General features: G+C 64.1%; 14 protein-coding genes. 10 read left to right on the forward strand and 4 right to left on the reverse strand.

All coding sequences use genetic code 11. The features are described from left to right. Positions 1–379: 379 nt before the first annotated feature. Positions 380–1,492 (reverse strand): DUF58 domain-containing protein, encoded by a 1,113-nt coding sequence (locus AC1DXS_RS23950; protein WP_477739938.1) that lies wholly within the window; start codon positions 1,490–1,492, stop codon positions 380–382. Then, entirely contained in the window at positions 1,492–2,412 is a 921-nt protein-coding gene (locus tag AC1DXS_RS23955; RefSeq protein ID WP_477739939.1) for an AAA family ATPase, read from the reverse strand. Before AC1DXS_RS23955 ends, AC1DXS_RS23950 begins: the two co-directional genes overlap by 1 nt. Positions 2,413–2,463: 51 nt before the next feature. Between AC1DXS_RS23955 and AC1DXS_RS23960 the strand changes: the two genes are divergently transcribed. From AC1DXS_RS23960 to AC1DXS_RS23995, 8 genes are all read left to right on the forward strand, one after another. Beyond that, complete coding sequence (locus AC1DXS_RS23960) at positions 2,464–3,417, forward strand: histone deacetylase family protein (protein ID WP_477739940.1); 954 nt, start codon at positions 2,464–2,466, stop codon at positions 3,415–3,417. 13 nt (positions 3,418–3,430) lie between these two features. Continuing rightward, positions 3,431–4,234: an enoyl-CoA hydratase gene (locus tag AC1DXS_RS23965; RefSeq protein WP_477739941.1), complete on the forward strand. Its 804-nt coding sequence runs from the start codon at positions 3,431–3,433 to the stop codon at positions 4,232–4,234. After that, positions 4,219–5,535 carry a mechanosensitive ion channel family protein gene (locus tag AC1DXS_RS23970; protein WP_477739942.1) on the forward strand — a complete coding sequence of 439 codons (1,317 nt, stop codon included), beginning with the start codon at positions 4,219–4,221 and terminating at the stop codon, positions 5,533–5,535. Before AC1DXS_RS23965 ends, AC1DXS_RS23970 begins: the two co-directional genes overlap by 16 nt. A 286-nt stretch (positions 5,536–5,821) precedes the next feature. After that, the gene (locus tag AC1DXS_RS23975) at positions 5,822–6,571 is read left to right on the forward strand and encodes an electron transfer flavoprotein subunit beta/FixA family protein (protein ID WP_477739943.1); all 750 of its coding nucleotides are present in this window, start codon (positions 5,822–5,824) and stop codon (positions 6,569–6,571) included. An 11-nt stretch (positions 6,572–6,582) separates the two neighbouring features. Further along, positions 6,583–7,515 (forward strand): electron transfer flavoprotein subunit alpha/FixB family protein, encoded by a 933-nt coding sequence (locus AC1DXS_RS23980; RefSeq protein WP_477739944.1) that lies wholly within the window; start codon positions 6,583–6,585, stop codon positions 7,513–7,515. A 144-nt stretch (positions 7,516–7,659) separates the two neighbouring features. Beyond that, on the forward strand, positions 7,660–9,450 hold the full coding sequence (locus AC1DXS_RS23985; RefSeq protein WP_477739945.1) for an acyl-CoA dehydrogenase: 1,791 nt from the start codon (positions 7,660–7,662) through the stop codon (positions 9,448–9,450). Between the two features lie 91 nt (positions 9,451–9,541). After that, entirely contained in the window at positions 9,542–10,504 is a 963-nt protein-coding gene (locus tag AC1DXS_RS23990) for an NAD(P)H-dependent flavin oxidoreductase (protein WP_477739946.1), read from the forward strand. 148 nt (positions 10,505–10,652) lie between these two features. After that, positions 10,653–11,720: an acyltransferase family protein gene (locus AC1DXS_RS23995; RefSeq protein WP_477739947.1), complete on the forward strand. Its 1,068-nt coding sequence runs from the start codon at positions 10,653–10,655 to the stop codon at positions 11,718–11,720. A gap of 3 nt (positions 11,721–11,723) precedes the next feature. Here AC1DXS_RS23995 and AC1DXS_RS24000 read toward each other — a convergent pair whose 3' ends face one another. Both AC1DXS_RS24000 and AC1DXS_RS24005 read right to left on the reverse strand, forming a co-directional pair. Continuing rightward, positions 11,724–12,080, reverse strand: a complete 357-nt coding sequence (locus AC1DXS_RS24000; RefSeq protein WP_477739948.1) for a DOPA 4,5-dioxygenase family protein — start codon at positions 12,078–12,080, stop codon at positions 11,724–11,726. Positions 12,081–12,116: 36 nt separating this feature from the next. Continuing rightward, entirely contained in the window at positions 12,117–12,383 is a 267-nt protein-coding gene (locus AC1DXS_RS24005; RefSeq protein WP_477739949.1) for a hypothetical protein, read from the reverse strand. 375 nt (positions 12,384–12,758) lie between these two features. Between AC1DXS_RS24005 and AC1DXS_RS24010 the strand changes: the two genes are divergently transcribed. Together AC1DXS_RS24010 and AC1DXS_RS24015 are read left to right on the forward strand one after the other, a co-directional pair. After that, positions 12,759–15,011 (forward strand): peptidase domain-containing ABC transporter, encoded by a 2,253-nt coding sequence (locus AC1DXS_RS24010; RefSeq protein ID WP_477739950.1) that lies wholly within the window; start codon positions 12,759–12,761, stop codon positions 15,009–15,011. Continuing rightward, a partial coding sequence (locus AC1DXS_RS24015) for an HlyD family type I secretion periplasmic adaptor subunit (RefSeq protein WP_477739951.1) occupies positions 15,008–16,186 on the forward strand: 1,179 nt, incomplete at its 3' end. The genes AC1DXS_RS24010 and AC1DXS_RS24015, both read left to right, overlap by 4 nt.

Below are 16,186 nucleotides of genomic sequence, written 5' to 3' on the forward strand. Positions count from 1 at the left end.
GTTGAAAGCTGCCAATTGCTTTGGCGTGCGTGCTCTTTGCTGAGTGCTGCTGGCCGGGACTCGCCCCGGCGGGCGAGGCACTTTTCTTTGCTTCGCCAAAGAAAAGTACCCAAAAGAAAGGCGACCCGCAGTCTGGGTCCCTCCGCTTCGCTGCGGGCAACCTGCGGTGCTCGAGCCAAGCGAGTTGTTTTTGACCCCGCCTGGACCGAGCACCACAGGCTGCCCCGTAGCGAAGCGAAGGGGACGCAGACACCAGGGTCGCCTTTTCTTTTGCTTACTTTGCTTTTGGCGAAGCAAAAGAAAAGTGAGTTGCCGCCGGGCAACCCCCGGCCAGCAGCCCTCAGCAAAGAGCCCACCCGTCGGGCAGACAAAGAAACGCTCAACATACCGCCAGCGCCTCCAGGCACAGCCGCTTGTGTGCCTCCCCACTGCCGGGCTTGATCTCCAAAGAAGGCAACCGCAACCCATAGTCCAGCGACAGCTTGTCAGCCAAGAGAACCCAAGCACACAGCCGTGACAGCTTCTGCTCGACGCCAGCCGAGCCGGCCTGGGCGAAGTCCAGCCAGAGCTCGTGCCGCTGGGCCTGCTGGGTGTCGCGCACCACCAGGCTGTTGCCTTGGCCGTCGTCTTTGGCGGCTTTTTTCCAGACCACGAGTTTCATCGGGTCGCCTCGGCGGTAGCCGCGCACGCCGTCGAATTCGCCGCTGCTTTGCGCGCGCAGGGCGGCCGCGGCGCCGCCGGAGCGGGGTTCGCCGGGCGGCAGGGGCGGCGGATGCATTTCGGGCGCGGGATAGACCAGGACCTGTGCGGCGGGCCGCCAGATGGTCCAGACGCGGAAAGTGCCCAGCGGAAAGCGGGTTTCGGCGGTCAGCGTGGGCAGCCGGTGCAGCCCGCGCTGGCGCGGCGTGAAGGCCACGTGTACCGTGCTGCTGCCCTGCGGGGGCACGTCGGTCCAGGCCCAGTGCCGCTCGCGGCCTTTTTCAACGTCTACGTCCTGCGGGTTCAGCACGCTCAGGCCTATGCCGTGGCGCGTGGTGCGACGCGTGTTGGTGAGCTTGACCTCGAAGGCCGCCGTGGCGCCCACATACTGGGCATGGGGCGCTGCCAGGTTCATGGACAGGCCGCGCAGCGTGCCGTGGCAGACGTGCATGCCGACCAGCGCGCTGCCGGCCAGCAAAAACGTCAGCAGGTAGCCCAGGCTCAGCTGGTAATTGATGGACGCCACCAGCAGCACCAGCAGGGTGACGCCCATCATCCAGCCCGGCCGCGTGGGCAGGATGTACACGTTGCGCTGTGTCAGCGTCACGCTGTCGGCAAAGGGCAGCTTGCTCTGCCACCAGGCCTGGAAGCGGCGGCGAACGAAGGCAAAAGGATTCCAGGTGCGAGCCGTCGTGGAACCGGCCTCGGCCTGTCCCGAGCCCGTCGAAGGGCCGGGCCACTGGTGGCGCCCCCCGGGGGGGGAGGCACTGTAGGTGCTTCGGGGGGCGTTCATTACGGCAGGGGCACGGCTTCCAGCATGGCCCGCACCTGCTCCACCGCGCCGCGCCCGGCGTCGCTGACGGGTATCAGGCGGTGCGCCGCGGTCTGCGGCAGCACGGCGGCGATGTCGTCCGGCGCCACGTAGTCGCGCTTGCTCAAAAAGGCCTGGGCCCTGGCGGCCCGCATGATGGCGATGCCGGCGCGCGGGCTCAGGCCCTGTAAAAACCAGCGGCCCGAACGCGTGGCCGCCACCAGGTCCTGCAGGTAGTTGAGCAGCGGTTCCGAGGCGTGGACCTTGCCCACCATCTCCTGCAGCTCCAGCAGGTCGTGCGGCGTGAGCAGGGCGGGCAGCTGTTCGACCATCTCGCGCCGGTYGGCGCCGCGCAGCAGTTCGCGCTCGGCGGCGCGGTCGGGGTAGCCCAGTGAAATGCGCATGTGGAAACGATCCAGTTGCGATTCAGGCAGGGCGTAGGTGCCCAGCTGGTCGTGCGGGTTTTGCGTGGCGATCACAAAAAAGGGCAGGGGCAGGGCGCGGGTTTCGCCTTCGACGGTGACCTGCTTTTCCTCCATGGCTTCCAGCAGGGCGCTCTGGGTTTTGGGGCTGGCGCGGTTGATCTCGTCGGCCAGCAGCACCTGGGCGAACACCGGCCCGGGGTGGAACACAAAGCTTTCTTTTTGCCGCTCGTAAATCGACACGCCCGACAGGTCGCTGGGCATCAGGTCGGCGGTGAACTGGACCCGCGAAAATTGCAGGCCGAAGGAGCGCGACAGCGCATGGGCCAGCGTGGTCTTGCCGACGCCGGGTACGTCCTCGATCAGCAGGTGGCCGCCGGCCAGCAGGCAGGCCACGCAGTCCTGCACCTGGGCCGGCTTGCCGACGATGACCGTGTTAAGCTGATTCAGGAGCGCCTGGAGTTTTTCTGTAACGTTCATGCCGCCAACCATACCGTAATTTTTCGTAAAACATTTGCCGCCGATTTCCCGATGAACGCGACTGGTTATTTCAGCCATCCCGACTGCCGCAAGCACGAAATGGGCGCCGGGCATCCGGAATGCCCCGAACGGCTTGATGCCATCGATGACTGGCTGCTGGCCACCGGCGTCAAGGATGCGCTGGACGCCCGCGCGGCGCCGCAGGCGGCCCTGGGCGACATCGAGCTTGCGCACGACCGCATGATGGTTGCCGCGCTGCGCGGCCTGAGCGACCGGCTGGCCGACGACATACGCGCCGGCGGGCCGGCCTATGCCCAGATCGACCCCGACACTGCCCTCAATGTGCACACCTGGAACGCCGCCCTGCGCGCCGCAGGGGCCGCGCTGGCCGCCACCGATGCGGTCATATCGGGCGAGCTCGAAAACGCGTTTTGCGCCGTGCGCCCGCCCGGCCACCATGCCTGCCACAACAAGGCCATGGGTTTTTGCTTCTTCAACAACATCGCCGTCGCCGCCCGTTATGCGCTCGAGCGCCACGGCCTCAAGCGCGTGGCGATTGTCGACTTCGACGTGCACCACGGCAACGGCACCGAAGACATCCTGAGCGGCGACGAGCGCGTGCTGATGGTGAGCTTCTTCCAGCACCCGCTGTATCCCTACAGCGGCACCGAGAGCCACGCCGGCAACATGCTCAACCTGCCCGTGCCGGCCTACACCAAGGGCATGGACGTGCGTGAGCTGATCGAGATGATGTGGATACCGCGCCTGGAAGAGTTCAGGCCCGAGATGATTTTCATCAGCGCCGGCTTCGACGCCCACCGCGAAGACGACCTCGGCCAGATGGGCCTGGTCGAGCAGGACTACGCCTGGATCACCCAGCGCATCAAGGACGTCGCCAAACGCCATTCGAAAGGCCGCATCGTCTCCTCGCTCGAAGGCGGCTACAACCTGAACGCGCTGGCGCGCAGCGTGGAAGCCCACATCCGCGTGCTGGCCGACCTGTAGGAGTGTTTTCTGTATGAACGCCGCATCCGTCGCCGAGCTTTCGGCTCCCGTGCTGCACACCCAGGACGCGCGCGGCGTGCACCGCCTGGTGCTGAACCGCGCGGCCGGCTTCAACACCCTGGGCGAAGACGTGCTGGCCGCGCTGCAGGCCGCGCTCGATGCCATCGCGGCCGACGGCGCGGCGCGCGCTGTGGTCATTGCGGCCGAGGGCAAGGCCTTTTGTGCCGGCCACAACCTCAAGGACATGCAGGCCCGGCCTGAGCTGGCCTATTACCAGCAGCTGTTCGCCCAGTGCACGCGCATGATGCTGAGCCTCCAGAAGCTGCCGGTGCCGGTGATCGCGCGGGTGCAGGGCCTGGCCACCGCGGCCGGTTGCCAGCTGGTGGCGCAATGCGACCTGGCCGTGGCGGCCAAGGGCGCGAGCTTCGGCGTCAATGGCATTGATGTAGGCCTCTTTTGCGCCACGCCCAGTGTGCCGCTGGTGCGCAACATGCCGGCCAAGCAGGCCATGGAAATGCTGCTGACCGGCGAGTTCATCACGGCTGATGAAGCGCGTGCCCGCGGGCTGGTCAACCGCGTCGTGCCGCTTGAGGCGCTGGACGCCGAGATCGAGAAACTGCTGCAGTCGCTCCTGTCCAAGCCGCGCGAGGCGCTGGCCATGGGCAAGGCGCTGTTCTATCAACAACGTGAAACCGGCATCGAGGCCGCCTACCAGCTCGCGGGCCAGGCCATGGCTCGCAACATGGCGCATGCGGTTGCACAGGAAGGCGTGAAAGCCTTCATCGAAAAAAGGAAACCCCAATGGCCGGCGCCATAACGACCCGACCCCCCGCCAAAATCGACAGCCTGGACAGCTGGTTCGCCGCGTTGGCCCAGCCCACGACCCTGACGGAACTTGCCGCGCTGATTCTTTGCGCCATGCTGGCCTGGCTGGTGGTGCGCGTCGCCGGGCGCGCGCGCATGGCGGTCGACAACAGCTCCATCCTGTTCGGGCGCCGCGTGATAGACGGCGTGCTGTTTCCGGTGCTGCTGCTGTTCCTTGCTTACATGGCCAAGGACTTGCTGGAGCGCATGTTTCCCGTTGCGCTTTTCAAGGTCGCGATTCCCGTGCTGGTGTCGCTGGCCGTCATACGCCTGGGTGTGAAGGTGCTGCAGGTGGCCTTCAAGGACGCGCCGCTGGTGCGGGCGCTGGAGCGCACCATCTCCTGGCTGGCCTGGCTTGCCATGGTCTTGTGGGTCAGCGGCCTGCTGCCGGTGGTGCTGGACGAACTCGACGGCATCAAGTGGAAGATCGGCAACAGCAACCTGTCGGTGCGAACCATGCTCGAAGGCGCGTTGACGGCAGGTGTGGTGCTGCTGATCACGTTGTGGATATCCTCGGCCATCGAGGCGCGCCTGCTGCGTTCGGCTACGGGCAACGAGCTCTCCCTGCGCAAGGCCGTGAGCAACGCGGTGCGCGCCGCGTTGATGTTTATCGGCCTGCTGGTGGCGCTGTCCTCGGTCGGCATAGACCTCACGGCGCTTTCAGTGCTGGGCGGTGCGGTCGGCGTGGGCGTAGGCTTCGGCCTGCAGAAGCTGGCCGCCAATTACGTCAGCGGCTTCGTCATGCTGGCCGAGCGCAGCGTTCGCATAGGCGACAACGTGCGGGTCGACACCTTTGAAGGCCGCATCACCGACATCAACGCGCGCTACACCGTGGTGCGCGCGCCCTCGGGACGCGAATCCATCGTGCCCAACGAGATGTTCATCAGCACCCGCATTGAAAACCTGTCGCTCAGCGATACCCAGGTGCTGCAGTCCACCGTGGTCTCGGTGGGCTACGACAGCGACGTGGAACTCGTGATGAGCCTGCTCCGCGAGGCGGCGCTCAAGCAGGAACGCGTGCTGAAAGATCCGGCGCCCGGTGTCAACCTGACCAATTTCGGCGCCGACGGGCTGGAGTTCACGCTCAACTACTGGATGGGTGACCCGGAAAACGGCCAGCAAAACCTGCGCTCCCTGATCAACCTGGCCATCCTCGAATCGCTGCGGGTGCACAACATCGACATTCCCTATCCGCAGCGCGTGGTGCATACCCGTGTCACGGTGGACGAAAAGAACCCTGCGAAACCCTCCTGAGCCGGCCCCTGGCTCGGTGGAGGAGGGCCCTGCCGCCCGCAATTGACGCCTGAAAGACACCTTTAGGACAACGGTTGGGCAGGATGCTCTAATTCCCTCTGTTCTGCCCTCTATAATGAAAAATAGAACGACCGTTCTTTTTCTGCCCGGCAACCCTGGATACCCTCCGGCCGCCGGTACCGCAGCCCGCACCCGGCACGCCGCAGCATAGAATGCAAAGCTTACGTTTACGTCAACGTCAATTGATACGTCATTCTCAGCCAATCAACAACTCTGGAGCCCTGTCATGAAGGTCTTGGTCCCCGTCAAGCGTGTAGTCGACTACAACGTGAAAGTCCGCGTCAAATCCGATGGCACCGGTGTCGACATCGCCAACGTCAAGATGAGCATGAACCCGTTTGACGAGATCGCCGTCGAAGAGGCCACCCGCCTGAAGGAAAAAGGCGTGGTCACCGAAGTCATCGCCGTCAGCTGCGGCGTCGCCCAGTGCCAGGAAACCCTGCGCACCGCCATGGCGATCGGCGCCGACCGCGCCATCCTGGTCGAAACCACCGAGGAACTGCAGCCCCTGGCCGTGGCCAAGCTGCTCAAGGCCCTGGTCGAAAAAGAACAACCCCAGCTCGTCATCCTCGGCAAGCAAGCCATTGACGACGACTGCAACCAGACCGGCCAGATGCTGGCCGCGCTGCTGGGCTGGCCCCAGGCGACCTTTGCCTCCAAGGTCGAAGTCGAAGGCGGCACCGCCAAGGTCACGCGCGAAGTCGACGGCGGCCTGGAAACCCTGTCGCTCACGCTGCCCGCCATCATCACCACCGACCTGCGCCTGAACGAGCCGCGCTACGTCACCCTGCCCAACATCATGAAGGCCAAGAAAAAGCAGCTCGACAACGTCAAACCCGAAGACCTGGGCGTGGACGTCAAGCCGCGCATCAAGACGCTGAAGGTCAGCGAGCCGCCCAAGCGCAGCGCCGGCATCAAGGTGGCCGACGTGGCCGCCCTGGTGGACAAGCTCAAGAACGAAGCCAAAGTAATTTAAGGACTGATGACATGACCGCACTCGTTATTGCAGAACACGACAACGCCAGCATCAAGCCCGCCACCCTCAACACCGTGACCGCGGCCGCCCAGTGCGGCGGCGACGTGCACGTGCTGGTGGCCGGCAAGGGCGCCGAAGCCGCCGCCAAGGCCGCCGCCGCGATTGCCGGCGTGGCCAAGGTGATCCACGTCGAAGGCGAGCATTTCGCCCACGGCCTGGCCGAGAACATGGCCGCGCAAGTGGTGGCCATCGCTTCGGCCTATTCGCACATCCTGTTTCCGGCTACCGCGTCGGGCAAGAACATCGCCCCGCGCGTGGCCGCGACGCTGGACGTGGGCCAGATCTCCGACATCACCAAGGTCGACGCCGCCGACACCTTCGAACGCCCCATCTACGCCGGCAACGCGATCGCCATCGTGCAGAGCCTGGACGCGACCAAGGTCATCACTGTGCGCACCACCGGCTTTGATGCGGCAGCTGCCACCGGCGGCTCTGCTGCCATCGAAACCCCTGCCGGCGTGGCCGACAGCGGCAAGTCCAGCTTCCTGGGCTCCGAAATCGCCAAGAGCGATCGCCCCGAACTGACCGCCGCCAAGATCATCGTCTCGGGCGGACGGGCGCTGGGCTCCAGCGAGAAGTTCAGCGAAGTGCTGACGCCGCTGGCCGACAAGCTGGGCGCCGCACTCGGTGCCTCGCGCGCCGCCGTCGATGCGGGCTACGCCCCCAACGACTGGCAAGTCGGCCAGACCGGCAAGATCGTCGCGCCGCAGCTCTACATCGCCGCCGGCATCAGCGGCGCGATCCAGCACCTGGCCGGCATGAAGGACAGCAAGGTCATCGTGGCGATCAACAAGGACCCCGAAGCGCCCATCTTCAGCGTGGCCGACTACGGCCTGGAAGCCGACCTGTTCACGGCCGTGCCTGAGCTGGTCGCGGCACTGTAAAGAAAAGCTCCCTCCCCCGCTGGGGGAGGGCAGGGGTGGGGGCCGGCGGCGGCTGAGCGAGAGCAAGCGCTTTTGCCACGGCCGCAGGCCCCCATCCCAACCTTCCCCCAGCGGGGGAAGGAGCGAGAAATTTGGAGACAAAAAATGAGCTACACCGCCCCCGTCAAGGACATGCTGTTTGACATCCAGCACCTGGCCAACATCGAACAGATCGCCAAAATTCCGGGCTTTGAGGAAGCCGGCCTGGACACCGCGCAGGCGGTGCTCGAGGAATGCGCCAAGTTCAACGAAGGCGTGCTGGCGCCGCTGAACCGCGACGGCGACATCAACCCCTCCAGCTGGAAGAACGGTGAAGTCACCACCACGCCCGGCTTCAAGGAAGCTTTCAAACAATACGTCCAAGGCGGCTGGCAGGGCCTGCAGCATCCGGCTGATTTTGGCGGCCAGGGCCTGCCCAAGACCATAGGCGCGGCCTGCGGCGAAATGCTCAACTCCGCCAACATGAGTTTCGCGCTGTGCCCGTTGCTCAGTGATGGCGCGATTGAAGCACTGCTGACGGCCGGCTCCGACGAGCTCAAGGCGGTCTACCTCGAAAAGCTCGTGAGCGGCCAATGGACGGGCACCATGAATTTGACCGAGCCGCAGGCCGGCTCCGACCTCGCCATGGTGCGCAGCCGCGCCGAGCCGCAGCCCGACGGCACTTACAAGATTTTCGGCACCAAGATTTTCATCACCTATGGTGAGCACGACATGGCCGAGAACATCGTGCACCTGGTGCTGGCCCGCGTGACGGGCGCGCCCGAAGGCGTCAAGGGCATCAGCCTGTTTGTCGTGCCCAAGTTTATGGTCGGCAAAGACGGCGCGCTGGGCGCGCGCAACGACGTGCACTGCGTGAGCATCGAGCACAAGATGGGCATCAAGGCCTCGCCCACCGCCGTGCTGCAGTACGGCGACAACGGCGGTGCGGTCGGCTACATCGTCGGCGAAGAAAACCGCGGCCTCGAATACATGTTCATCATGATGAACTCGGCGCGCTACGCCGTCGGCATGCAAGGCATCGCGATTGCCGAGCGCGCCTACCAGAAGGCCGTGGCTTTTTCCAAGGACCGCGTGCAGAGCCGGCCCGTCGATGGCTCCATCAAGGCCAGCGCGCCCATCATCCACCACCCCGACGTCAAGCGCATGCTGATGACCATGCGTGCCTACACCGAAGGCTGCCGCGCCATGGCCTCGGTCGCCGCCGCGGCTTACGACGCGACCCACCACCATCCGGATGCTGAAGTGCGCAAGCAGAACCAGGCGTTTTATGAATTCATGGTGCCGCTGGTCAAGGGCTACAGCACCGAGATGAGCCTGGAGGTCACCTCACTGGGCGTGCAGGTGCACGGCGGCATGGGTTTTATCGAGGAAACCGGCGCGGCCCAGTATTACCGCGACGCGAAGATCCTCACGATTTACGAAGGCACAACCGCCATCCAGGCCAACGACCTGATAGGCCGCAAGACCTCGCGCGACGGCGGCCAGACGGCCAAGGCGATTGCCGCGCAGATCGAAAAGACCGAAAGCGAGCTGCTCAAGCAGGGCGGCGCCGACGCAGTGGCCGTGGCCAAGCGCCTGAAGGCCGCGCGTCTGGCCTTCATCGACGTGGTCGACTTTGTGGCCGGCAACACCAAGGCCAGCCCCAATGCCGTGTTCGCCGGCAGCGTGCCCTACCTGATGCTCGCGGGCAATGTGGTTGCCGGCTGGCAAATGGCGCGCTCGCTGCTGGTCGCGCAGGAGCAGATCGCGCAAGGAACCGATGTCGCGTTCATGCAGGCCAAGATCATCACCGCGCGCTTTTACGCCGACCACCTGCTGACCAAGGCCGCCGGCCTGCGCGACAGCATCGTCGAAGGCGCGGACAGCGTGACCGCGCTGGCGCTGGACGCGTTCTGATCGCGCGGCCGCCCTCTACCGGCGGTCGCCTGCTTTCCTTAATCTCGCTATTCCTGCTATTCCCGCTATCTCTGATACCCACGGAGCCACCATGTCCAGACTGCCCGGCGCGTTGAACAATCTGCCCCTGCCCATCATCGGCTCGCCGCTCTTCATCATCAGCAACCCCAAGCTGGTCATCGCGCAGTGCAAGGCCGGCGTGGTGGGCGCCATGCCCGCGCTCAATGCGCGGCCGGCATCGCAGCTCGATGAGTGGCTCGCTGAAATCACCGAAGGGCTGGCAGCCCACAACAAGGCCAACCCCGACAAACCGGCCGCGCCCTTTGCCATCAACCAGATCGTGCACAAGTCCAACGACAGGCTGGAGCACGACATGGAGCTGTGCGTGAAGTACAAGGTGCCCATCTACATCACCAGCCTGGGCGCGCGCGAGGACATCAACGCCGCCGCGCACAGCTACGGCGGCGTGGTGCTGCACGACATCATCAACAACAAGTTCGCGCGCAAGGCGATTGAAAAAGGCGCCGACGGCCTGGTGGCCGTGGCCGCCGGCGCGGGCGGCCATGCGGGCGTGAAGAGCCCCTTCGCGCTGATCCAGGAAATCCGCCAGTGGTTCGACGGCCCGCTGGCGCTGTCGGGTGCCATCTCCACCGGCGGCGCGGTGCTGGCCGCGCAGGCCATGGGCGCAGACTTCGCCTACATAGGCTCGGCCTTTATCGCGACTGATGAAGCGCGCGCGGCCGACGGCTACAAGCAGGCCATCGTCGACGGCAATTCCGACGACATCGTCTACAGCAGCCTCTTCACCGGTGTGCACGGCAACTACCTCGCGCCCTCGATACGCGCGGCCGGCATGGACCCCGAGAACCTGCCCGAAGGCGACGTCAAGACCATGAACTTCAGCGGCGGCGAAGGCAGCAAGTCCAAGGCCTGGAAAGACATCTGGGGATGCGGCCAGGGTATAGGCGCCGTCAGCAAGGTGCAGCCGGCCGCGGATTTCATCGCCCAGCTCGGCCGCGAGTATGAGCAGGCCCGCCAGCGGGTTTGCGCTTGATTGCCTGCCGTTTCACGGATCCGTTCGGGCTGAGCCTGTCGAAGCCTTGTCGTCATGAATGTGAACCCTTCGATCCTTCGACAAGCTCAGGACAGGGCAGGCTCAGGGCGAACGGTTTCGGTGGTTGGCGTTTGACCTTCTCCGCTTGATGACCGCGCGATCACGCCTTCCCGGCCTTGACGCCCTCAAAGGCCTGGCCTGTGCGCTCATCGTCTGGCACCATCTGGCCTTTTACGGGCCCATGTCGGACGTTGTCCATGGCTTTGCGCCCGGGCTCATGAACTGGCTTTATGACTACGGCCGCATGGCAGTGCAGCTTTTCCTGGTCGTGGGCGGTTTTCTCGCCGCGGCTTCGCTGGCGCCGCAGGGCACAGCAGCCTTTGAGGCGGCCGGCCCCTTGATTCTTCGCCGCTATGCACGGCTCGTAAAACCTTATCTGGTCGCGCTGGCCGCCAGCGTGCTGGTGGCCGCGCTGCTAAGGCCCTGGTTCGACCATGCCTCGGTGCCCGCGTCGCCCACGCTGTTTCAGCTGTTGGCGCATGCACTGCTGCTGCAAGACCTGCTGGGCCAGGAGTCGCTGTCTGCCGGTGTCTGGTATGTGGCGATGGACTTGCAGCTCTATGCGATGGCGGTGCTGGTGTTTGCCGCCGCGCGGCGCTTGCATATGAGCACTGCGGTGTCGGCCGGTGCCATCGCCGTTTTGCTGATCGCGCTGCTGTCCTTGCTGGTGTTCAACCGGCAACCGTCTTTTGACATCAGCGCGCTGTATTTCTTCGGCGCTTATGCGCTCGGCATGCTGGCCTTCTGGGCTTCGCGCGCGGTGGGTGGGCGCCGCGGGTTGTGGCTTGCGGCCATCGTGGTCCTGGCCACGTTGGCCCTGGTGCTGGAATTCAGGGGGCGGTTGGTGGTGGCCCTGGTGACGGCCCTGGTTCTGGTGTGGCTCAGCGGCGCACAGCAAGACGCCTGGCCGCTGCGCTGGCTGCAGAAGCGCTCACTCCTGCATTTGGGCCGCATCTCGTACTCGGTGTTCCTGATCCACTTCCCCGTGTGCCTGCTGGTCAATGCCGTGGTCAGCCATTTCTGGCCGACGCAACTGGCTGCGAATGCGCTGGGCATGCTGCTGGCGTTTGTGCTGTCCTTGCTTGCGGGACAGGGGCTGTATCGCTGGGTGGAATCCGTGCCCCTGCGGTTTGCCCCTCGCAAGCTCAGCGCCTGAACCTCAGCGCCTGAACATCTCCAGCTTCAGCTCGGCCGGCTGGCCCAGCCAGGATGCATGCGTGGTGTGGTCCGCCAGGTCGTCGCCCGTGACCCCATGCACAAACACATCCAGGCCTTTGCGTTCACTCTCCAGCCAGGGAATCACGCGATCAAACTCCGCACTGTCAAACGACAGCTGGCAACTCCAGCGCGGGTGTGGCCCGACTTCACGCTCATGCACGCGGCCCACACCCACACTAAACAGCTCGCCGGCCCGGCTTGCCAGCGCGCGCGCCTGCTCCACGGTGTCGGGCCCGAAGTAAATGTGGGCGTGGTAGTGGCTGTGAATGTTCTCGGGGCGCTGGATGGTGTCGGGCATGGGTTTCGGGAATGTTCGTAAAAAGATATTCAAGAATTAAAAACCGTCTAGAAAAGTCAGCTCGGGCAGAGGCGCATCCGGGTTCTGGGCCAATGCCCGCGCATGCATCTCGCGCATGCGTTGCTGGCAATGGGCAAGGTCCCTCACCTGAAAGAGAAACAGAACTTCCCCGGGCTTGTCCGCGTTCTGCCACAGATGCTCCAGGTACATGCCTTGCCCGGCATGCTCGGCCGCATCGTGGTCAAGCTGCTGCTTGACGGCAGGCAGTGGGGTGCCTGTGAGTTTTGCGAGTACGTGTGCCATGGCGATACCTCATGGAGCAGACAACATTATTGCGGTTCGGCCCCGCAATGGTGCGGGCAAGGGCTTACGCCATTACCACCTTTTGTTTGAGTGGCCGGCCTCCTCTATTTGGAGGAGGCGCGTGGCAGGGAATCAAAGCTACGGTTACAAAAACGTTGTTTGGGCCGGATTTTTTCTTGGTGAATATCTCCCTAGAAGTAGAGAAAAGCGTTACCAAGTGTTTTTAAATCTACACTGGTCTCGGTCGCGTAACGGCTATCTTTTGTAACTAACAAAAGAGCCCATACAGCGCCACGATGAGGTGCATAAGCAAAGCGCGAGTGCACCAAAAAATCTAAAAAAAAAGCGCACTTCGGGCGCATCGGGTCGGGAATGATGGATCAAAAAGTGTCGGGTGATGCCTTTTTCTGGGCATTGCAAGGCGTCTGCGCGTTGCACCGCAAACCGTACGCGGACGCGCTGGCGCGCCAGCAATTGGCGGCCCCCTATACCACGCGCTCCTTGCTGGACGCCATGCAGGCCTACGGTTTTGATGCCCTTCACCACAAGGCCAAAGCCGAAAAGCTCAGCAAGGAAAGCTTTCCACTGATCGCCTGGCTGCTGCCCAAAGCGGCCGACTCCGCCCCGGCCCAGGCGGCCGGTGACAACCCCGGCATGGAAGAGGTGCCGGCCGCTGAACAAACAGTCCCCGCCCTCATTCTGCAAGCCGACGCCACCAAGCTGCTGCTGATCGAAGCCGGCGACGCGAGCCCGCGCACGCTGGAGCTGGCAGAGTTCGCCCTGCGCTATACCGGCCACATCACCCGCGTCACCCCGCAGGCCGACCCGGCCGCCGACCCCGACAGCGAAGCCCAGGCGCGCCAGTCGCGCAAGTTCGGCTTCAGCTGGTTTGTGCCCGAGCTGCTCAAGCACAAAAAACTCTGGCAAGAGGTGCTGCTGGCCTCCCTGGTCATCCAGCTCATCGCGCTGGCCACGCCGCTGTTCACCCAGGCCATCATCGACAAGGTGGTGGTGCACCGCACCGAAAGCACGCTCATCGTCATTGCCATCGGCATGCTGGTGTTCATGGTGTTCTCCGCGGCGCTGTCATGGCTGCGCCAGTACCTGGTGCTGCACACCGGCAACCGGGTTGACGCGGTGCTCGGCTCCTCGGTGTTTGAGCGCTTGTTCAAGCTGCCGCCGCTGTACTTCCAGCACAGGCCCACCGGTGTCATCGCGGCCCGGCTGCATGGCGTGGAAACCATTCGCGAGTTCATCGCGAGCGCGGCCGTCACGCTGGTGCTGGACTTTCCCTTTTTGCTGATCTTTGTCGCCATCATGTTTTATTACAGCGTCACCCTGACGCTGATCGTGCTGGCCATCCTGGCCGTCATTGTCGGCCTGAGCCTGGTGGTCGCGCCCATGTTCCAGGCGCGGCTGCAGGAGCAGTTCCAGATGGGGGCACGCAACCAGGCTTTCCTCACTGAATACGTGGTCGGCCTGGAAACCGTCAAGTCGCTGCAGCTTGAGCCCCAGCTCAACAGCAAATACAGCGGCTACCTGGCCAGCTATTTGCAGGCCGGCTTTGCCACCAAGCAGTTGGCCAATACCTACAACACCGCGTCCAACCTGCTGGAACAATTGATGAGCCTGCTCATCCTGGGCATAGGCGCCTACACCGTCATGCACAGCAAGGAGTTCACCATCGGCATGCTGGTGGCTTTCCAGATGTTCTCGGGCCGGCTCTCGCAGCCCATGCTGCGCCTGGTGGGTTTGTGGCAGCAGTTCCAGCAGGCCAGCCTGTCGGTCGCGCGCCTCGGTGATTTGATGAATGCGCCGATAGAGCCCTATTCAGTCATTCCCGCGCGCGACACCGCGCGCAAGGGCGAGATCCAGATCCACGACATCGCCTTCAAATACGCGGAGCACCTGCCGCTGGTGTACGAAAACCTTTCACTCAACGTCAAGTCCGGCCAGATGATAGGCATCATGGGCCCCTCGGGCTGCGGCAAAAGTACCTTGGCCAAACTGCTGCAGGGCTTTTACCAGCCCAGCGCCGGCCGCATCCTGATCGACGGTATAGACATACGCAACCTCTCTGCCAACGAACTGCGTAGCTACTTCGGTGTGGTGCCGCAAGAGACCATGCTCTTCAGCGGCACCATCTACGACAACCTGCAGATGGCCAGCCCCAACGCCAGCTTCGAGCAGATCACCGCCGCCTGCAAGATGGCCGAGATCCACAGCGTCATCGAGGCCCAGCCCCAGGGCTACCAGACCGAGATCGGCGAACGCGGCGCCGGCCTCTCGGGCGGGCAGAAGCAGCGCATCGCCATTGCCCGCGCGCTGCTCAAGCGCCCCAGCATCCTGGTGTTTGACGAAGCCACCAGCGCGCTCGACGGTCCCACGGCCGAACACTTCGCGCAAACCATCAATGCCCTCAAGGGCAAGGTCACCATGCTGTTTATCACCCATGGTCTGCCCAAGGGCCTCAAGATAGACGCGGTCTTCCGCCTCACCGCTACAGGGGCACAGCTGATGTCACCCGCGCCCGGTGCAGCAAACCAGCCCAACAACAAGATCAGTCCCATGACCCATACCGGCAGTGCCAACCTGCGAACCGTGCCCAAGGCGGAGGGCGAGGAATGAGCGCCGTGCCTCCCAACGCGCAGCAGGCCGGTTCACCGCAACCAGAGGCCCCGGCCGCCGCCCCGCAGGCCTCGACACAAGCTTCTGCCAAGGTCGTTCCGCTGCGCCCACCCAGCCAGTGGCACGACCCGCTCAGGCTGATCCAGAACGAGCCCCCCAGCGAGTTCGGCCGCATCGTGCTGTGGGCCGTGTCGGCGCTGGTGTTTATCCTGCTCATTTGGGCCGCCATCGGCAAGCTAGACATCATCGCCACCGCCGAAGGCAAGCTGGTGCCGCAAACCCTGGTCAAGATCGTGCAGCCGGCCGAGCCCGGCGTCGTCAAGGAGTTGCTGGTCAACGAAGGCGACACCGTCAAGCGCGGCCAGGTGCTGGCCCGGCTGGACACCACGCTGGCCAGCGCCGACAAGGCCGGCATCAGCAGCGACCTGGCCACCCAGCAGTTGCAGATGCGCCGGCTTGAAGCCGAACTCGCCGACCAGCCCATGCTGCCCAAAGCCGGTGACGACCCGCAGGCCTATGCCCATGTGCAAAGCCAGTACATCGCGCACCGCAAAGCCTTCCTCGACAGCCTGGACCAGGAAAAGTCCATGCTGACCAAAGCCGAGCATGAAAAAAAAGGCGCGGCCGAAATGCTGTCCAAGCTGCAGCAAACGCTGCCGACCTACCAGCGCACCGCCGCCGCCTATGAAAAGCTCGAAAAAGAAGGCTTTATGGGCAGCCTGGCCGCCGCCGACAAGCAGCGCGAAGCGATTGAAAAAGGCAAAGACCTCGACGCCCAGCAATCCGCCGTGCTGGCCTTCACCGCCACCATCGCCGCGCAAACCAAAAAAATCAGCCAATTGCAAAGCGCCTACAAAAGCGAGCTGCAAAAAGAGCTGGCCGACGTACGCGCCAAAACCGCGCAGCTGCAGCCCACACTCGACAAAAGCATTTACAAGGAAGGCCTGATGGAGCTGCGCGCCCCGCAAGACGGCATCATCAAAGACCTGGCCACCACCACCGTGGGCGCCGTCGTGCAACCCGGCACCGTGGTGCTGACTTTGGTGCCCCAGGGCGAGCAATTATTTGCCGACGTCTCCATCAAGAACGACGACGTGGGCTTTGTGCAGGTCGGCCAGTCCGCGCAGGTCAAGCTCGCCGCCTATCCCTTCCAGAAATACGGCATGCTGATGGGC

It is taken from the genome of Polaromonas sp. P3_B1, assembly GCF_056402935.1.